The following is an 18,463-nucleotide window of genomic DNA, read 5'->3' as shown; positions in this document are numbered from 1 at the left end:
GCCTACAGGCTCCGGTTCACAACTCCGGCGGGACGTGCGGATGCTTCACCGTCGGCGGAAGCGTCGCCAACGCAGAAATGCGCTTGAGCCCGGCGACCTGCAGCAAGTCGACGATGATCGACCGCAACTGCGCCAGCACCACCGTTGCCGACAGACCGGCATTCGAGATCAACTCCGGTTTGGCACCGGCCGCAACCGAACGCAACACCCGCGCAGCCTCCGCCGCATCCGGCTTCTGTCCCGGATCGGCCAGAATCATCTGGCGTAGAACTTCCACCGCGTGCGCCAGCTTCTCCACCTCGTCGACGACACGTGGATCGAGAATCTCGTCGTCTCGCACCAGTGTCAGCGACCGCCGAGCGAGCACCCGAATGTTGCGGACGGCATTGTCGATGGGATCGGCCGTCGCCGCGAGCGCGGCCAGACGATTGCGGTGATTCCAGTACATCGGCGAGATCCGGGCAATTTCCCGGCCGCCCTTGAGGTCGGTTCGGAGCGCGTCGATACCCGACTGCGTTGCACGCGCCTTACGCAGCGCCTCCTCGATCGGTTTGGGATCGTTCGCCACCAAACCGTCGGCCACCTTCTGCAACACACTTGCAGCCGTAGCCAGGACGTTCGCGGCATCCTTGCGGGCCCGCCAGACCGGATGCGTCGGAATCAACGCCACGATCGCGATACCGACCAAACCGCCGACCAACGCGTCGACCATGCGGTTGGGGCCACCCATGTTGCCCGGCGGGATCAGGGTCGCCACCAGCACGGCGGACGACCCGGCCTGCATCGCGATGATCGGACCACCGTCGAGGAACACCGCGGCCGACATCGCCAACACGACCACCAACGCGATCTGCCACGGCCCGCTCCCGATCAGCGAGATCAACAGATCGCCGATGCCGATTCCCACCGTCACTCCGACGACGAGCTCCGCCGATCGGCGCAGGCGAGCGCCGAGCGAGACGCCCAGCGAGACGACAGCGGCGATCGGCGCGAAGAACGGACTCTCGTGACCGACGATGTCCGTCGCGACGAACCACGCCACACCTGCGGCCAACGCGCACTGAATGATGGGCAGCAGCGACAACTTCAGCCGAGCACTGCCCGATTTCAGCCGGGTGCGCCCCCGCGAGCGGCTGGCGCGGGCTCGATCAGCCCAGGCCGAGCGCTTCTGCTGCCTTGGGGTCACAGTCTTCGAGGAGGTCGAGGCAGCGGGCGTACTCGTCGTTCTCGTTGATGTCGCGGGCGGCTTTGGCGAGGACTGCGACGCATCGGAGGAATCCGCGGTTGGGCTCATGGCTGTACGGGACCGGCCCGAATCCCTTCCATCCATTACGACGCAACTGGTCCAGACCTCGGTGATATCCGGTACGCGCATAGGCGTAGGCGGTGATGGTGGCACCCGATTCGAGCGCGCCCTCGGCAAGATATGCCCACGCGATGGACGCGGTCGGATGCGCAGCTGCGACCGTCTCGGGGGCCTCGTGATTCAGCAGTGCGGATTCGGCCTCGTCGTCGCCGGGCAACAGTGTGGGTTGGGGTCCGAGCAGATCACCGAAAGAAGTCATGGCGCTCATTGTGCCCCTACGTCACCGAATCGTGTCCGAACACCCCCGCATCGCTCGTGCCGGACCGCAGATGCGGTCGATAGGCTGCCAGCTGACGAAATTTCAGACATACCGCTCTTGCAAGAATTCGGTGAACGAGGGAGAACGCATGCCGGACGAAAAGAAGAATGCACCCTCCGAGGCCGACGCCGCCACCGAGAACGACGCCGCCACCGAGAAAATCGATCTGGGCAAGAAGAAGCCGGTCGACGAGCCCGCCGACACTCCGACCGAGAAGATCACCACTGATCCAGCCGAGGTACCGGCAGCCAAGCCTGTCGCAAAACCGACCGCAGCACCGCGTCGTATTCCGCCACGAGACACCGCTGCTGGTTCCTCGAAAGCTGTTGCGGCAGAAAAGAAAGCACCGGCAGTGGTGCCGCAACCGGTCGGGCCCCGCAAGATCGAGCCGCAGCAGGTCGGTGCCAAACAGGTCGGTGCCGGTGCCAAACAAGCAGTTCCCCAGCGCGTCGGACCGCCGCCGGCGGAGCCGAGGAAGCCGAGCCACAAGAAGTGGTGGGCGGCACTGGTGTCCGCGGTGGTCGTGATCGCAGTGGTTGCCGCTGGGGCGTACCTGCTGATCGACCGCACGAGCGAGGACAACTCACCGGAGGCGCAGATCCGGTCGACCGTCGAATCGTTCACGAGGGCGCTGGCCAGCGGTGACCTGGCCACGCTTCGCAGCACCTCGTGCGGGGATCTGGCGACCTTCTACCGCGATATCCCGGACACCGAGTTCGCCGACGTCCACCGTGTCTCCTTGGAGCAGGGCAGCATTCCGACCGTCGACAGCATCGACGCCATTCAGGTCACCGACGCCACCACCGCGATCGCGCAGGTGATCGCGCACACCGATGCCAATCCGAACGATCGGTCGCCGCGCACCTTCGACCTGAGCCTGGAAGGCGATCAGTGGAAGGTGTGCAGCTGACGCTGCAGTGGCGCGAGGGAGCCTGCGGGTCGCTCCGCAGGCTCCGCTCCTATGTGCCCCAGGGGGCACTTATCCACGCCACTGCCGGCTAGCCGGCACTCACGCTGCGACCGGCGGACTTGAGGTCGTTGCATGCCTCGACGACACGGGCCGTCATGCCGGCCTCGGCCTTCTTGAGGTAGCTGCGCGGGTCGTAGGCCTTCTTGTTGCCGACCTCGCCGTCGATCTTGAGCACACCGTCGTAGTTGGAGAAGAAGTGTCCGGCGATGGGACGGCTGAACGCGTACTGGGTGTCGGTGTCGACGTTCATCTTCACGACGCCGTACTCGAGAGCCTCTTCGATCTCGCTCTTCGCCGAGCCCGATCCGCCGTGGAAGACGAAATCGAACGGCTTGGAACCCGAAGCCAGACCGAGCTTCTCCGTCGCGACCTTCTGCCCGTCGGCGAGCACGGAAGGCTTGAGCTTGACGTTGCCCGGCTTGTACACGCCGTGCACGTTGCCGAAAGTGGCCGCCAGCAGGTACCGCGAGCCCGCATCGCCTGCACCGAGCGCCTCGACGGTCTTGAGGAAGTCTTCGTTCGAGGTGTATAGCTTGTCGTTGATCTCGGCCTCGACGCCGTCTTCCTCGCCGCCGACGACACCGATCTCGACCTCGAGAATGATGTTCGCTGCTGCAGCGCGGGCGAGCAGATCCTTGGCGATCTCGAGGTTCTCGTCGATCGGGATGGCCGAGCCGTCCCACATGTGCGACTGGAACAGCGGGTTCTTGCCTGCGTCGACGCGTTCCTGCGAGATCGCGATCAGCGGACGCACGTACGTGTCCAGCTTGTCCTTGGGGCAGTGGTCGGTGTGCAGAGCGATGGTGACGTCGTACTTGGCGGCGATCACGTGTGCGAACTCGGCGAGCGCCACGGCACCGACGACCATGTCCTTGATACCGAGTCCGGAGCCGAACTCGGCGCCACCGGTCGAGAACTGGATGATGCCGTCGCTACCAGCGTCGGCGAAGCCCTTGATAGCGGCGTTGATGGACTCGGAACCCACACAGTTGATTGCCGGAAAAGCGAACTTGTGTTCCTTCGCCCGGCCCAGCATCTCGGCGTAGACCTCGGGAGTTGCGATAGGCACGGCGTCATTCCTCCATTGAAAGTTCGATTGTGTCCCGTGCAGTATGGCAACTACCGGGCTCGGTGTCGTGCATACCCGCATCACCCCGGTCATTCCGCAGGCTTCACTCCCGCTCACCGACTGTTCAGGAGTTACCAGTTTCGGCCGGTAGTGTGGGCGCGGTGAGTCTTCTAGCTGCCTCGGAATCGGTGACGACCAATCTGGCCCTGTTGCCCGGATTCCTCGACCCGGTGAACCTGCTCAACTCTTTCGGACACTGGGTGCTCATCGGGCTCCTGCTGGTGGTGTTCATCGAGTCGGGCCTGCTGTTCCCGCTGCTACCCGGCGATTCCTTGCTCTTCACGGCCGGATTGATCGCAGCGTCGAAGTCCACCGAGATCGAGCCGTTCGCATCGATCTGGACGCTCGTGATCCTCATTCCGATCGCGGCGATTCTCGGCGACCAGGTCGGCTTCCTCATCGGAACCAAGGGCGGTGCCGCTCTCTTCAAGAGCAACGACGCTCGATTCTTCAAGAAGAAATACATCGACGAGTCGCACCTGTTCTTCGAGAAGCACGGTCCGATCACCATCATCCTCGCGCGCTTCGTTCCTATCGTGCGGACGTTCGCGCCGGTCGTCGCCGGTGCGTCGCACATGAAGTACTCGCTGTTCCTGACCTACAACGTCGTCGGCGGCATCCTCTGGGGCGCGGGCGTGACGGTGTTGGGGTACCTGCTCGGGCAGATCGCGTTCATCCGCGAGCACGTCGACATCATCTTCCTGATCATCGTGGCCGTCTCCGTACTGCCCATCGTGATCGAGGTCGGCAAGCGAATGATCAAGGCCCGTAAGACTCCGCTCGGCGAGGCAACCGACGCGATCGAAGCCGACGCCCCGGACACCAAGTCCTGATAGTGATCTTCCGAAAGTGATCGAGCCTGTGCATTCGATTACCACCGCTCTGAGCGCAACGGCGCTGCAGGACGTGTCCACGCAAGCAGCCGGTAGCTTCGGCCCACTGCAGACGGCAGGCCCCCTCGTCGTCTGGGTCGTCGTGATGACTTTCGTGTTCATCGAATGCGCCGTCATCATCGGCCTGTTCCTCCCCGGGGACTCGATGCTGATCACAGCAGGAATCGTCATGGCGACGCACGCGTCGGGAACCGGTCACATCTGGGCACTGTCGGTCGGTGCGATGGTTGCCGCCATTGCCGGTAATCAGGTGGGGTACATGATCGGCCACCGAACCGGCTCGACGCTGGTGGCCCGCAAGAACGGCAAATACCTCAACACCAAGAACCTGCACAAGGTGAATCTCCTGCTCGAGAAGCACGGATTCTGGGCGGTGCTGGTCGCACGATGGATCCCCTGGGTGCGCACGCTGTGCCCGCTCGTCGCAGGCGCGGCAAAGATGGATCACCGCCGCTACACCATCGCCAGCACCCTCGGCGCGATCATCTGGGCACCGGTGCTGTTGCTGATCGGTTTCTACTTCGGGTCGTTCCTGGAGAAGATCCCGTGGCTGCTGCCTGCGGTTCTCATCAGCATGATCGTGCTGCTGGTGGTCGGAACCGGCTTGGGAATCTGGCAATACCGCAAGGAAATGGCACGGCCCGAGGAGACCATCGAGGTCGAAGAGGTCGTCGAGTAGGCCCTAGAAACCTGCTGCGCTGACGCGGTAGGCGGCTTCCATCAGCATCCAGCCGCCGAGTTGGACCGACAGATCTCGCTCGGGTACGTCGGACGGTCGGACGGTGCCTTCGGCGAAGGTGGCGATGTGCAGTCCCTGGCCCGGGAATCGCGCTTCGCGGGTCCAGTCGGCTCCGAACAGCGGGTTGTCTTCCACTTCGAGTCGGTTTTCCCACGCGGCCTCGGCCGAGTGCAGCACGATTGCCGCGGCGAGTTCGCGGGCACGATCGTCGGCGTCGGAGTCTCCGGGGAGCTCCACCGCGACCACGGCCAGGTAACGCGCCAGGATGGAGTTGAACAGTCCGCCGTCTCCCCCGCCGCCGCCGGTGATGACGAGGTTGCGGGTCAGGTGATTCTCCACGGCGTCGACCAGTGTGTGGACTCGCTTCGCATGCCGGGGCTCGCCGAGTCGGACCGCGAGTTCGGTCTCGAGGCCGAGCGTAACTCCCTGACAGTAGCTGTAGATCGCACGTTCCAGCTCGGCCTGTTCACCCGCGTCGACGATCGCACGAGTGGAGTGCACTCCGTCGATGATCAAGCCGGTTCGCGGGTCCCGCAGAGTCCGATTCATCCAGTCCGACATCTCCTGGGCACGCCACAGTCGACCGGTACGCGCGAGCATGATCGCGGCCGGACCGTTGGCCGGGGCGTTGTAGAAGTCGTCCTTCTTGCGCCACGGAATGCCGCCACCCTCGGCCGGAGCCCAGGCGTCGAACAGCTCCATCTCGATCTGCTGAATGCCACCGCGATTGCCGACGAAGTGCTGCCGCTGCGCGCGTTCGAGTGCCAGCCCGAGCCAGGCCATGTCGTCGTAGTAGCTGTTGGTCCATCCGCTGATGTTGCGGGTGCGATGCGCTCGGGTGATCTTGTTCAGTCTGCGACGGCGCTTGGGAGTGAGTTCGCGATCTGCGGCGTCGACCGCGCAGTCGAGCAGATGGGCCTGCCACCAGTAGTGCCAACGCAGGAACAGCCGCTCACGGCGGACCGGAGGCCAGGCGACGACTCCGAGCGTCGTGCCCGGCAGCCCCCACAGCCGACGCATGTGCCGCGCGACGACGGCCCCCTCCGCAGCGTCCGCACGCTGCGACCACAACTCCTGCATATCGAAGATCCTGCCACTACCGTTGCTGATTCGTTACATCCCGCCCCGGATCAGCGCGCTGTTACCAGGCAGCGTCGAGGTCGGCATGCTGGCGAATCCATGCATGCATGGCGATCCCAGCGGCGACACCTGCATTGATGCTGCGTGTGGAGCCGAACTGGGCGATCGATACCGTCATCGACGACGATTCGCGGGCTCCGTCGGTGACGCCCGGTCCCTCTTGGCCGAACAGCAGCAGGCACTCTCGCGGCAGCTCGGCCGTCTCGATCGGTACCGATCCCGGGGTGTTGTCGACGGCGACGACCACCAGGCCCTGCTCGGCGGCGAACGCCATCAACGCCTCCACCGAATCGTGGTGATGGAGATGCTGGTAGCGGTCGGTGACCATGGCGCCGCGGCGATTCCATCGACGTCGCCCGACGATGTGCACAGCCTGGGCGGCGAAGGCGTTCGCAGTACGCACCACCGTGCCGATGTTCGCGTCGTTGGTGAAGTTCTCGATAGCGACGTGCAGCGAGTGGCGTCGAGTGTCGATGTCTTCGACGATGGCCTCGCGCCGCCAATAGCGGTAGGCGTCGACGACGTTTCGACGGTCACCACCGGCGAGAAGCTCGGGATCCAACCGCGGATCGTCGGGTGGCGGTTCGGAGTGGGAATCGGCCCAGGGGCCGACGCCGTTGGGGTTGTCGCCCCACTCGGTGGGTCCGATGTCCTCCGACGGAGTTGCGCTGTCGCCGCTCAATGGACTTCGTTGCTGTCCGGTGCGATGCGGAATCCGTGGCCGGTTGCGTCGTCGACGCACGAGATGCCGTTCTCGGCCGATGTACAGGTGAAGCCGGCCTCCGCGATGGTCGCGCCCACAGCCAACGGTGGATCGATCGTTTCCCCGCCCGAGGTGTACACCACTCCGCCCGAGCACATGAATGCCGCGGGACCCTCGTTGGTGACTCGAATTCCGTTGCCCCAGTTGATCATACAGTCGTCAGGCCGTGGCGGAACCGGGTTGGTGGTGCCCTGGCACCCGGCCTCGGTACGGCTGGACAACGGCACGATGCCGCACTGGAACAGACCGTCGGGAGAACTGAAGTAGTACGCACCACCGATGGCGGCGTACGTCGTCTGCGGTTCGGCGGTGGGCGGCGGTTCGACCGGCGGCGGAGGCGGAGGGAGCGGCACCTCGGTTGTCGTCACCGGAGCGACGGTGGTGGTGGGCGCGGTCGTCGTCGGGGCAGGCGTTGTGGTCGACGTCGGCGGTGGGGGCTGAGCGGCCGACTCACCGCTGCAACCGGAGAGAACGAGGGCCGTGGCCGCCCCGATCCCGACCAGCCAACCTCGCACCGAACGAATTTTCTCGGCCCTGCTCGAACCCAACTTGCTCGAACCACACGTGCTCAGCATGAAAAAACCCCGACCCACCTTTCGACACCGATTGCTCGAAAGACCGACGATACCGGCGTGCCGCCGGCATCGTTCGGTGAGAAGTCCTAGGTGTGGCTCAGGCGCCGGTTGACCTCACGAGTGAGCCATGCGGGCGAGAAGCGTGACCCGAGCGAGAGCGCCTTGGACGGCAAGCCGACCGGGAAATGCACCTTGTGCAACCGCCGCTTCACCGGACGGGTCGCGGCGAAGATCGCGTCGGACACGTCTTTCACTGTGAGCTTGATTCCCAACGAACTGGTTGTGCCCGTCGAGACACCCTGGGTCATCGCCGTCTGAACGAACAGCGGCCACATGGCCTTGACCGAGATGTCGTACTTGCTCCACTCGAGATCCAACGCCTCGGTGATGCCGCGCACCGCGAACTTGGACGCACCGTAGGTCACCAACTCGGGCTGACCGTAGATGGCCGACGCGGAGCACAGGTTGACGACCTGCGCGCCTGGGGTGTCCTTGAGGTAGGGAAAGGCCGCGAGGGTGCCGTAGATGACCCCGTTGACGTTGATGTCGATCTGACGACGGTGCACCGACAGCGGCATGTCCTCGAAGGCACCCGCGGCAAGGATTCCGGCGTTGTTGATCAGAATGTCGAGTCGACCGTCGCCCTCCCCGACGAACTCCTTCAACCGGGTTTCCCACTGGTCGGAGTTGGTTACATCCAAGACGCCGGTAACTACACGGCCGCTGAGCGAGGCAGCTTCCTTGCCGAGTGATGCCAAGCCGGTCTCGTCGATGTCGTACGCACCGACGAGGTAGCCACCGGCCGCGAACTTGAGAGCAGTTGCGCGGCCGATACCTGCTGCCGCGCCTGAGATGAAGACAGTTGGTCGAGTCACATCGAACACCGTACATGTAACCCTACTTACCGGTAACCCCCTATCGTCGAATATCGAAGCACCGCTGCAGGCGGCCCAGGAGTGTCGAAGTGAACAACACGAGAATCGTGCGTGCCGTCGTCGTCGTGACGGTCGTGTACGCGGTCGTGCTGGCAATCTGGATCGGCTGGCTGAACCCTCGAACGCCGCCCGGAACGCTTCCGTATCAGCTCGCTGCCCTGGTCGCCGGATTCGGCGCGGCTCTCGGACTGGCGATGATGATCGCCGGCCGCCCGACGCGCGAGCAGAAGGAACTGATCGAACACGGCGTCGAAGGCTGGGCGACGGTGGATGCCATCCGCCGGATCGACCACGACACGGCCGAGCTGGATCTGGAATTCACCGTGCCGGGCTCGAGCAGCTACTTCGGCAAGATCGTCTACGGCATCCCAGAATCCGATACCGCCCGGTTCGAGCCGGGGACGGTGATCGCGGTCCGCGTCGACCCGGCCCATCGTGAACGGGTGCTGCTATTGCCCCGACCGCAGAGCCTCGACGAGTAGCACCTGCGCCGCTACGTACGTCGACAGGATGATCGCCTCCGCCGTCCTGCGATGACGTTCCTCGGACAGGAACAGTCGCCGGAACACGATCAGCGCATCGGATGCGGTGAACAGCGCGCCGCCGATCATCAGCCGTCGATCGCCGCCGCGCGCCGGGGAAACGGCAGAGAGCGTCGACGTGGTCGCCAGCACCGCTCCGTACGCCGACAAGGTCGACGCCACCGCCGGCTGCCGTCGGGCCAGCAGTACCGCCGCGGCCGCCCATCCGGCGTACCTCGGAATCGCGTCGATCGGTGCCGGTCGTGCACCCCGGCGAAGAAGCAGACACGCATAACTTCCTTGCATCACCGCGAATGCACGCGCGCCCCATTCCAGCGCGGAATCGTCGTCGGGATCGATCAACAGAACATCACCCGCCGTCGCCGCGGCGAGACCGGCCAACAGCACTCGATCGCGAGCCGGATCGAGCCCGGTCGCCAGCGCAGGCACGATCAGCGGCTTGGCGATGCGTTGCAACGGCGTCGAGCCGGTCCAGGCTCCGACCACCGTCACGGCCCCGGCAACCAGAGCAGCACCGCGGGCACGACGCACCCGGTCGACAGTCATTCCACTCCTTTCACCGAGCCCATCACAACGGACATCACATGTGACGCTGACCCCTCCTGCTTGATACTCGCAGGTCGGCTCGTCATCGTGGAAAGGTCGGTCGGAATCATTTCGAAGTAGTGGGGACCATCATGCGCCGTAAACTCACCGGGCAGGCCCGCTCGGCACACACCGACTTCTCCGGCTACCCCAACCCGTTGCTCCGGGACTGCGACGTCCGTCAGGCCCGCATCAAGCACTGGGTCACCGCGTTGCTGATCGTCATGATTCCGGTGTCGCTGTGGCTCGGGCTGAGCGCCCACGCCGATCAGCAACAACGCCTCGAGAATCAGAGCAGCTCGATCCACCAGGTCACCGCAACCACTACGGCAACCGCGGAGACGACGTCCGTTGCCTCGACCGAGTTCGGCTCGTCCGGGGCCGCCGCTGCCACTGCCGTCGACTCGCGCTGGGTCTATCGGGGCGTCGAGCACACCGGGCGCGTCAGCGTCGACACCGGTTCTCCGGCGGGCACCACCACCGAGATCTGGGTCGACAACAGCGGCAACCTGAGCTTGCGACCACTGACGTCGGCGGACGTCGTCGCCGCATCCATCTTCAACGCAGTCGGTAGCTGGGTGCTGGTCGCGGTGGTTCTCATCGGCTTCTACCACGTGATGTGCTTCCGGTACGACGGTCGGCGTAATGCCGAGTGGGATCGCGACATCGCCGATCTCCTGAGCCGACACTGACTCGCCCCCTGGCTCCCCCGTTATCCCCGGGGTCAGCCCCGCGTTGCGATAGATAGTTAGTGTATGTAACAATAAATCGGTGAGCCACTCCGACGAAGACATCCGGGACCTCCTCTCGCAGCTGGTCACCAGTTCGTCGCGCTTCGTCCGACTGGCCGCCCGGTTCGGCAGCGACGAATGGCCGCGAGCATGGATGCGGGCCCTGTCGTTGCTCGAGGAGTATCAGCCACTGCGCATCAGCACCTTCGCCGAGCTGGATCGATGCTCCCAACCATCGGCGACGGCGTTGCTCGCCAAGCTGAGCAACGCCGACCTCGTCACCAGACGATCCGACCCCGACGACTCGCGCGCCGTGCTAGTCGAGATGACCGAGGCCGGCCACCGTTGGCTCGCCGACGGTCGACGTCACCTCGTCGACGGACTGGTCCCCTACCTGTCCGACCTCGACCCAGAACAGATCCAGAAACTGACCGACGGCTTGGGCGAGCTTCGCAGCATCCTCGAGCCCGTCGATCACGGAATGAGAGGAACTCTTTCGTGACCACCAGCACCTCCCCCGACAGCCTGCTGAAGCAGCCGCGCGCGGTATGGGCAGTCGCATTCGCCAGCGTCATCGCCTTCATGGGCATCGGCCTCGTCGATCCCATTCTCAAGCCCATCGGTGAGCAACTCGATGCCTCGCCGTCCCAGGTGTCACTGCTGTTCACCAGCTACATGCTCGTCACCGGCGTCGCCATGCTGATCACCGGAGTGGTGTCCAGCCGCTTCGGCCCGAAGCGGACATTGCTGGTGGGCCTGGCGATCATCGTCGTCTTTGCCGCGCTGGCCGGCACGTCCGGATCGGTCGGCGAGATCATCGGCTTCCGCGCCGGCTGGGGACTGGGCAACGCGCTCTTCATCGCCACGGCGCTGTCGACCATCGTCGGTGCCGCGTCGGGTGGAGTCGCGCGCGCGATCATCCTCTACGAGGCCGCGCTGGGTATCGGCATCGCGACCGGCCCCCTCGTCGGCGGTGTCCTGGGTGGATTCAGCTGGCGTGGACCGTTCTTCGGCGTCGCGGCCCTGATGGCCGTCGCGTTCATCCTGCTCATCGTCATGCTCCCGGACACCCCCAAGCCCGCGCACACCACGTCGATCCTCGATCCGTTTCGTGCGCTTCGGCACCGCGGATTGTTGACCGTCGGGATCACTGCTCTGCTCTACAACTACGGCTTCTTCACCTTGCTGGCCTACACGCCGTTCCCGCTGGACATGGGCACCTACTCGATCGGATTCATCTTCTTCGGCTGGGGCCTGTGCCTGGCCGTGGCGTCGGTGTTCATCGCACCGAAGCTGCAGCGGGCCTTCGGAACGCTGAACATGATGATGCTCGCGCTCCTGCTGTTCGCCGTCGACCTGGCCGTCATGGCGATGTTCACCGAGAACAAGACGGTCCTGATCGTGGGCACCGTCGTGGCCGGGTTGTTTCTCGGCGTCAACAACACCCTGATCACCGAGACGGTCATGATCTCGGCACCGGTCGAGCGGTCGACGGCATCGGCTGCCTACAGCTTCGTTCGCTTCACCGGTGGAGCAGCGGCGCCGTACCTGGCAGGCAAGCTGGGCGAGTCCAACGTGCACGTGCCGTTCTGGGTGGGTGCCGCGTGCACCGCGCTGGCGATCGTCGTCCTTGCCACCGGACGGAAGGTGCTCGCTCACGTCGACGACCACGAACCTGCACCTCACAGCATCGACGAGGCCCGGGCTGTGACGGTCGGCGACTGAATTACGTTCATCCGAAAGCCTTTTCGCGACGGTCGAGATCACGGATCTCGGCCGTCGCGTCGTATCTGCGGCCCCTTTCGTCACATGAGCCTCATCCGTAACACTTTTATAACCAAACCACTGGTAAAGCCCTTTTCTGTTTGCTGGACCGGACGGTTGGTTTACGGTTCCCCCATCACGGTTGTTCGTGTGACTCACCAACAACACTCGTTCCGCGTGGGAGGACGGGTGCGCGCAGCACGATGCTGCCACTGACCGAAGGGCCACAATCTTCATGTCGCAGAAGTCGATCGCCAGGTCCAAGAAGGCGCGCCTCGCCGCTGCCGGGGCCGCCATGGCACTGTCCCTCTCCATCGCCGCACCGGGAATTGCCAGTGCGCAGACTCCAACGCCGGAAAGCCCCGCTGTCGAGCAGCCGGCCACCGAAGGCAGCACCGAATCCGGAGCCCCCACAGCCGAAGAGGGTGCGACCGTCGACGGATCGGGCACAGCCTCGGTCGAGGGGCAGATCCAAGCACCCGCTCCGGCCGTCACCCCCGAGGATGCAGCGGCGGCCGCCGCTGCCGCCGCAGCCGTGCCGGCTCCCGCGGCCCCGTCGGACATCCGCCCGATGCCGCAGATCACCGGTGGCGTCGTGTTCAACGACGACGGCACCGCGACCGTGAACGTCGACATCATTCCGCAGCTGTCCGACGCCGAGAAGCAGGCGATCACCGACGCCGAAGCCGCCAGCAAGCTCGCCGCTGAAGCATCAGCCGCCGCTCAGGTGCGCCTCGACACAGCCAAGGCCGCCGACACCGCCGCGAGTAGCGACGCCACCAAGGCCGAGGTTGCTGCCGCCGAAGCCGACGTCAAGGCAAAGGCCGCCGCCGCGGAAGCCAAGAAGGCCGGAGTCGCCAGCCAGGCCGCGAGCGCCGCGGTCACCGCAGCCAAGAACGACGCCGCTGAGCTGAAGACCACGGCCGACGAGGCCCAAGCCGCAGCCGATCAGGCCGCAGCCGACGCCGCAGCAGCCGAGAAGATTGCCGCCGACCTCGAAGCAGCCGCCGTCTCGGGAGACCCCGAAGCGACAGCAGCAGCCGAGGCCGCTCGCGCCGACGCCACTGCAAAAGCCGAACTGGCCGCAACCGCCAAGGCCGAGGCCGATGCGTCGAACAAGGCAGTCGAAGACTCGGTCGCGGCGCTGCAGGAGTCGTTCAAGAACTTCAATCTCGCCAAGGTCATCGCAGCAACCAGGGCCGCAGCTGCCACCGCAGCGAAGTCACTCGCACTGCACGTCGAAGCGCAGACCGCAGCAGCAGTAGCGGCAATGGCCGAGCAGAACGCCAAGAACCTCGAAGCAGCAGCAGAGGCCGCCGCCGGCGAGGACACCGCATCGGAGCAGGCAGCAGCCGAGGCCCGCGACAAGGCCGACGCAGCCAAGACCGATTCCGACGCCAAGGCGGCGGCAGCAGCCGCCGCTCAGGCAGCACTCGACGAAGCGCCGTCCGACGCCGACATCGCAGCCCTGCAGGCCGAGGCCGACAAAGCCGCGCAGGCACTGACGGATGCCAACGCTGCCGCAGCAGCAGCCGATGCCGATCTGCAGACCAAGACCGACGCAGCCGCTGCTGCCAAGGTCAAGGCCACGGACGCCGCAACCGCGCTTACCGCCGCACAGGCCGAGGCGACGACAGCCAAGGCGAACTCCGACGCCAAGGCCAAGGCCGAGGCCGACCTCAAGGCCGAAGCAGCCGAATTGGCCGCCAGCGGACCGAAGTTCAGTTGGACCATCAACCTCGGAAGTGTTGTCCGCGAAGATGTTCCGGTCACCGAGGTCGACGAGAACACCGTCGTCGTCGACAAGACCGGCGTCTCGCTGGTCGGCGTCAAGAACGAGGACGGATCGTTCACCGTCGCGGATTACTTCACCACCGACGAGAACGGTGTCGTCAGCGTTGCCGGCGATCTGCCGCCGGTCGATCTCGCACTCGGCGACTCCTCGAACGAGGCGTCGGGCGGATCGGACAGCTCGTCCAACACCCCGGTGATTCTCGCCGGAGTGGGCGTGGTCGTAGTAGCGGCAGCGGGTGGAGCGTTCTACCTGCGTCGCCGCAACTCTTCCGATGCCACCTCGTAGTACCCGCTGGCTGTGGACGGCGATCCTGACCTTCGTTCTACTCGTATCAGGTTGTGCGAGTGACGAAGTCGGGATCGCCGCACCCGATCGCTCGCCGGTGCAGTCACAGATTTCGGTGGCTGCGCCTGCGGGCGACGTCGCTCCTGCCCAGCCCGAGTACATCGAGCTCCGATCTTCGGACGGCACCACCTATCTGAGCAGCCCCATCCACCCCGATCCGCTCTACCGCGGCGGCGAGAGCGGCCAGGTGCTGAACCCAGTGGACGAACTACCGGCCTGGTGGGCCGAGAGCGGCATGCCGGGTACCTCGACCGAGCAGACGGTAGTGGTTGCCGGACACAACTATTCGAAGCGGGACGCTCCGTTCAAGGCGTTGCGGGTGGTGACCCCTGGCGACACGGTCGTGCTGCGTACGGCAAGCGGCACTCTGGAGTACGCCGTCGAATCGGTCGGTCCCCTGCCGAAGGGATCCCTGTTGGCCGACAACGAACTCAGGCGTTCGGTACCGGGACGATTGATCCTGGCCAACTGCGACGTCCAGGGCGGCGAACCGACCGACGACAACTTTGTGGTCGTCGCGCAATTGGTTCGCTAGCAAGCCGATTCGGGCCGGGGTTACAGGCCGAGGTCTGCCAAGCCGAGCAGGGATCGATATTCGAGCCCCTCTGCAGCAATGACCTCGTCCGCCCCGGTCGCCCGGTCCACCACCGTGGCCACCCCGACGACCGTCGCGCCCGCGTCCCGCAGAGCTTTGACGGCAGTGAGCGGTGAGTTACCGGTCGTTGTCGTATCTTCCACTACCAGAACGCGTTTGCCGACGATGTCCGGTCCCTCGATCTGACGCTGCATGCCGTGCGCCTTCGCAGCCTTGCGTACCACGAACGCGTCGATCGGACGACCCTGGGCATGCATGATCGACATCGCCACCGGATCTGCGCCCATGGTCAGCCCGCCGACCGACACGAAATCCCAATCGGAAACCAAGTCACGCATCAGCGAGCCGATCAACGCGCCCGCCCGATGATGCAGCGTCGCCCGACGCAGATCCACGTAATAATCGGCTTCCTTGCCGGAGGACAACGTGACCTTCCCGTGCACCACGGCAAGCTCTTTCACCAAGTCGGCCAGTTCCTGCCGGTCCGAATTCGCGGCACTCTCGGCCATGTCGGGGTTCCTCTCGTCGCACCACGGATCTTCGAAGGTCGCTACGAACTTACCCACAACAAAGCGGGTCGTTCCTGGCGGCTCGCCACTCCGGCCGCTCCGCCCCTACGCTGCGACCTGGTCCGACAACTGCTCGTCGAGTACGTCCCTCGTCTCCACGAACGGTTCGGGCGCCGTCAGGGAACGAGACTTGGCGACGATGGACGACGGGAAGGTGCCGATCGCCTGCGACAGTCGGTAGGCGGTGTCGTTGTACACCCGCACCGCCCCCGCGATTCGGCGTTCGGTCACGGCCAGCTCCCCGGCCGGTCCTTGAAACGCCCAGTTGCCCAACACGTTCCGGCCCGCGTCCGCCTCGGCGAGAACGGCGTGAAAGGCGGCGGACAACGCATTCTCGGCAGCCGCCTGTGCCGCCGGTCCCAGGTCGCGATCACGCACGGCTCTGGACCACGAGCGAGCACCGCCGAGCTGGCGCACTGCATCGGCGGACAACCCGGAAGCGTCTGCGGCCTCGATGAACGGCACCAATTGCTGGTGCCGCCGCTCGAGCTCCACGTCGACCAGCCGCAGACTCTGCTCGGTCTGCTCGCTGTACCGACCCAGCCGACGCACCGTGCTCGCGACGTAACCGACCAGCAACAGGACTACGACAACCACGATGGCCACAACCACAAAAACCGTCACGAGGTACGAATTTAGCCGCGTCTGCGCTCCCGAGCCCGTAAACACGCCCGAAAGAAATCAGGGCTGATTGCGCCGACGCTCCGAATCGAACGGAATCGGACGCGACGCAGGCGGACGCGGTACCGGGCGCGACGGATTCGCCGAACGTACGGCCTGCGGACCCGCCGCATCGGGCCTGGGTGGACGCGGCCTGCGACCCGGTTCCTGAGGACGCGGCTCGTGGTCGCGGGGTTCCTGAGGACGGGGTTCCTGAGGACGGGGCTCCTGAGGGCGGGATGTCTCGGGACGCGCTACCTGGGGACGAGCCGCCTGGGGAGGTCGAACCCGCGGCTCGGACCTGGTGGGCTCGGCAACTCGCGGCTGCGGCTGGGCTTGCTGGGGGCGAGCTTCCTTGACCAACGGCCGGCCCGGATCGCCTCGATCACGGCCGGGCTCGCCTGGGCGTGCACCGTAGACCGCGCTACCACGCACGGGGGGAAGCACGTGCAGCATGCCGGACAGTCGTGCGACTGCGTCGATGGCCGCATCCCAATCGCGGCCCGAGCTGCCCAGCGGCAGCGATCCGAGCGTCCAGTCCTTCTCGCTCCACAGCAACTGAAGATTTTCGGGAACAGATTCGGTGAAAGCGGCCATTCGCTGATCGCAGACCCGGCGAGCGATATCGACATCGGTGGCGAACACCACGCGCGGACCGATGGACCCGAGCAGTTCCATGTCCTCGTCGCGCGGCGGTGGCGTCGAGCGAGGCCGTAGGTCTATGTCGACATCTGAACCGACCGAGCGCTGCACGGCCACGATGGTGCCCGTTTCCTCGACGTCGAAGAGAACGAACTCCTCACCCCGTCGAACACCGGTCACCACACCGAGAGCGACGTCGAACTCGGGCTTGGACAGGGCCGCACGGGAGAACCGGGTGACCAGTTCTTCATCGTGCGGTCGGTACTCGTATCCCTGCGCCTTGGCCCACATCTGCCGCAGCCGCCCGGATTGATCTCGCTTGGACCTGTCGATGTAGAGCAGGGCCACTGCACCTACCAGTGCAATCGCCGCCAGGCCGAACCACATTGCCGTCATCGCGAACCACCTTAATCGACATCCACACCGTCTCCGCCCACCACCGCCGGGTCCTGTGAACGATCCCTACGACAATGCTGGTTGCTAACCGCCGAGATTCGGGGTCTCGATGATGACGTTCGCGCGAATGGTCCCGTCCTCGACGGCTTCTCCCTGCACCACGACGAAAGCGCCGACCTTCAGCGACGCCACATCGGTGCCGGACAACGAGATTATCTGGGTTTGCGGCGTGGTCTGCACCGTGACCGGCGCACCATCGAGTCCGTCGATCGTCAGACTCGAACCATCGTTGGCGCTGATCGTTCCCACCGACGAACCGAGCTGACCGAGGATCTCCGGAATTCCACCGGGGATCAGCTCCGGCGTGGTCGTCGCACCCGATTCCGTGGGACGCGGCGTGGTCGTGGGCGTACTCGACGGCGAGGGCCGAATGGACGTCGACGGCGCAGCAGCCGTGGTGCTCGAGTCGTCCGATCCACCGCTCAGGAAGGAAATTCCGAAAACTACGACGATCGCGAGGACGACGAGACCGATCAGGGCCAGAACCCAGGGGCGAGGACCCTTGCCACCCGAATCGGCGGCGGGTTCCTCGGCGGGTGGCCCGCCGAACTGCTGGGGTTGGCCGAACTGCTGGGGTTGGCCGAACTGCTGAGTCTCGTAACCCGGGGCCTGGCCGTACTGCGGTTGGCCGTACTGCTGAGTCTGGCCGTACTGCGGTTGGCCGTACTGCGGTTGGCCGTACTGCTGGGTCTGGCCGTAGGCCTGATTTGCTGCTGCCTGTTGATCGGGGTCGTACGGCGGCAGCGCCTGCGTGGGCTGATACCCCGGCGGATACGCCTGTGGGTCTTGGTTCTGCTGGGCCGGGTTCTGCTGGGCCGGGTCCTGATACCCCGGGTTCTGGTACCCCGGACTTCCGTACGCCTGAGTCGGATACGCCTGAGTCGGATACGCCTCGGTGGGATGAGCGTCGTCGGGTCGGTTGCGCTCGGCCGCATCCTGGTCGCGCTCCCGCGGTGACCGTGGGTCGTCCGGATTCGTCATTCCACGAGGGTACCTACCCGGCAGAACGC

The 18,463-nt window shown here is 65.3% G+C and carries 21 protein-coding genes; 9 read left to right on the top strand and 12 right to left on the bottom strand.

The genetic code is table 11. From position 1 onward, the window contains the following. Positions 1-16 precede the first annotated feature (16 nt). Positions 17-1,111, bottom strand: a complete 1,095-nt coding sequence (locus CH294_RS13810) for an FUSC family protein (protein ID WP_032380739.1) — start codon at positions 1,109-1,111, stop codon at positions 17-19. A gap of 37 nt (positions 1,112-1,148) precedes the next feature. Next, positions 1,149-1,565 carry a DUF3151 domain-containing protein gene (locus tag CH294_RS13805; protein ID WP_032380738.1) on the bottom strand — a complete coding sequence of 139 codons (417 nt, stop codon included), beginning with the start codon at positions 1,563-1,565 and terminating at the stop codon, positions 1,149-1,151. A 148-nt stretch (positions 1,566-1,713) separates the two neighbouring features. Here CH294_RS13805 and CH294_RS13800 point away from each other — a divergent pair, with 148 nt between their 5' ends. Beyond that, entirely contained in the window at positions 1,714-2,535 is an 822-nt protein-coding gene (locus CH294_RS13800) for a hypothetical protein (protein WP_141216509.1), read from the top strand. Positions 2,536-2,623: 88 nt separating this feature from the next. Here the strand turns inward: CH294_RS13800 and fbaA are convergent, their stop codons facing one another. Then, entirely contained in the window at positions 2,624-3,664 is a 1,041-nt protein-coding gene (fbaA, locus tag CH294_RS13795; RefSeq protein ID WP_032380186.1) for a class II fructose-bisphosphate aldolase, read from the bottom strand. A gap of 161 nt (positions 3,665-3,825) precedes the next feature. Between fbaA and CH294_RS13790 the strand changes: the two genes are divergently transcribed. After that, a complete protein-coding gene (locus CH294_RS13790) occupies positions 3,826-4,557 on the top strand; it encodes a VTT domain-containing protein (protein ID WP_032380736.1) in 732 nt (243 codons plus the stop codon). A 73-nt stretch (positions 4,558-4,630) separates the two neighbouring features. Continuing rightward, complete coding sequence (locus CH294_RS13785; RefSeq protein ID WP_032380735.1) at positions 4,631-5,296, top strand: DedA family protein; 666 nt, start codon at positions 4,631-4,633, stop codon at positions 5,294-5,296. A 3-nt stretch (positions 5,297-5,299) separates the two neighbouring features. Here the strand turns inward: CH294_RS13785 and CH294_RS13780 are convergent, their stop codons facing one another. The 4 genes from CH294_RS13780 to CH294_RS13765 form a co-directional block, all read right to left on the bottom strand. Then, complete coding sequence (locus CH294_RS13780) at positions 5,300-6,436, bottom strand: glycoside hydrolase family 76 protein (RefSeq protein ID WP_037148952.1); 1,137 nt, start codon at positions 6,434-6,436, stop codon at positions 5,300-5,302. A gap of 61 nt (positions 6,437-6,497) precedes the next feature. Further along, positions 6,498-7,178 carry an RNA methyltransferase gene (locus tag CH294_RS13775; RefSeq protein ID WP_094738247.1) on the bottom strand — a complete coding sequence of 227 codons (681 nt, stop codon included), beginning with the start codon at positions 7,176-7,178 and terminating at the stop codon, positions 6,498-6,500. Then, positions 7,175-7,774, bottom strand: coding sequence for a DUF6636 domain-containing protein (locus tag CH294_RS13770; protein ID WP_349290433.1), 600 nt, complete (start codon positions 7,772-7,774; stop codon positions 7,175-7,177). Before CH294_RS13770 ends, CH294_RS13775 begins: the two co-directional genes overlap by 4 nt. A 146-nt stretch (positions 7,775-7,920) precedes the next feature. Beyond that, a complete protein-coding gene (locus CH294_RS13765; RefSeq protein WP_032380733.1) occupies positions 7,921-8,709 on the bottom strand; it encodes an SDR family oxidoreductase in 789 nt (262 codons plus the stop codon). 89 nt (positions 8,710-8,798) lie between these two features. Between CH294_RS13765 and CH294_RS13760 the strand changes: the two genes are divergently transcribed. After that, on the top strand, positions 8,799-9,251 hold the full coding sequence (locus CH294_RS13760) for a hypothetical protein (protein WP_094738246.1): 453 nt from the start codon (positions 8,799-8,801) through the stop codon (positions 9,249-9,251). On the opposite strand, the gene CH294_RS13755 is transcribed toward CH294_RS13760, so the two are convergent. After that, entirely contained in the window at positions 9,219-9,857 is a 639-nt protein-coding gene (locus CH294_RS13755) for a lysoplasmalogenase family protein (RefSeq protein WP_037148953.1), read from the bottom strand. The two genes, CH294_RS13760 and CH294_RS13755, sit on opposite strands and share 33 nt — an antisense overlap. Before the next feature lie 131 nt (positions 9,858-9,988). On the opposite strand from CH294_RS13755, the gene CH294_RS13750 reads away from it, so the two are divergent. The 5 genes from CH294_RS13750 (at position 9,989) to CH294_RS13730 (ending at position 15,066) form a co-directional block, all read left to right on the top strand. Further along, positions 9,989-10,588, top strand: coding sequence for a hypothetical protein (locus tag CH294_RS13750; RefSeq protein WP_094691067.1), 600 nt, complete (start codon positions 9,989-9,991; stop codon positions 10,586-10,588). A 79-nt stretch (positions 10,589-10,667) separates the two neighbouring features. Further along, entirely contained in the window at positions 10,668-11,129 is a 462-nt protein-coding gene (locus tag CH294_RS13745) for a MarR family winged helix-turn-helix transcriptional regulator (protein WP_052058227.1), read from the top strand. Further along, positions 11,126-12,352: an MFS transporter gene (locus CH294_RS13740; RefSeq protein ID WP_094738245.1), complete on the top strand. Its 1,227-nt coding sequence runs from the start codon at positions 11,126-11,128 to the stop codon at positions 12,350-12,352. The genes CH294_RS13745 and CH294_RS13740 overlap by 4 nt, the downstream gene beginning before the upstream one ends. A gap of 274 nt (positions 12,353-12,626) precedes the next feature. After that, positions 12,627-14,471 (top strand): hypothetical protein, encoded by a 1,845-nt coding sequence (locus CH294_RS13735; protein WP_094738244.1) that lies wholly within the window; start codon positions 12,627-12,629, stop codon positions 14,469-14,471. After that, positions 14,458-15,066 carry a class F sortase gene (locus CH294_RS13730; RefSeq protein WP_037148961.1) on the top strand — a complete coding sequence of 203 codons (609 nt, stop codon included), beginning with the start codon at positions 14,458-14,460 and terminating at the stop codon, positions 15,064-15,066. The genes CH294_RS13735 and CH294_RS13730 overlap by 14 nt, the downstream gene beginning before the upstream one ends. 20 nt (positions 15,067-15,086) lie before the next feature. Here the strand turns inward: CH294_RS13730 and pyrE are convergent, their stop codons facing one another. The 4 genes from pyrE to CH294_RS13710 all read right to left on the bottom strand — a co-directional run bounded on the left by pyrE (position 15,087) and on the right by CH294_RS13710 (position 18,434). After that, positions 15,087-15,635, bottom strand: coding sequence for an orotate phosphoribosyltransferase (gene pyrE, locus CH294_RS13725; RefSeq protein ID WP_032401526.1), 549 nt, complete (start codon positions 15,633-15,635; stop codon positions 15,087-15,089). Between the two features lie 105 nt (positions 15,636-15,740). Next, a complete protein-coding gene (locus tag CH294_RS13720) occupies positions 15,741-16,319 on the bottom strand; it encodes a LemA family protein (protein ID WP_094738243.1) in 579 nt (192 codons plus the stop codon). A gap of 57 nt (positions 16,320-16,376) precedes the next feature. Then, positions 16,377-17,393, bottom strand: coding sequence for a hypothetical protein (locus CH294_RS13715; protein ID WP_094738242.1), 1,017 nt, complete (start codon positions 17,391-17,393; stop codon positions 16,377-16,379). An 84-nt stretch (positions 17,394-17,477) separates the two neighbouring features. After that, entirely contained in the window at positions 17,478-18,434 is a 957-nt protein-coding gene (locus tag CH294_RS13710; protein ID WP_094738241.1) for a DUF5666 domain-containing protein, read from the bottom strand. Positions 18,435-18,463: the final 29 nt, after the last annotated feature.

The organism is Rhodococcus sp. 14-2483-1-1, from assembly GCF_002259335.1.
GTDB lineage: Bacteria > Actinomycetota > Actinomycetes > Mycobacteriales > Mycobacteriaceae > Rhodococcoides.
The sequence above is the reverse complement of the archived record's forward strand: the minus strand, read 5'-3'. Positions and strand labels throughout refer to the sequence as shown.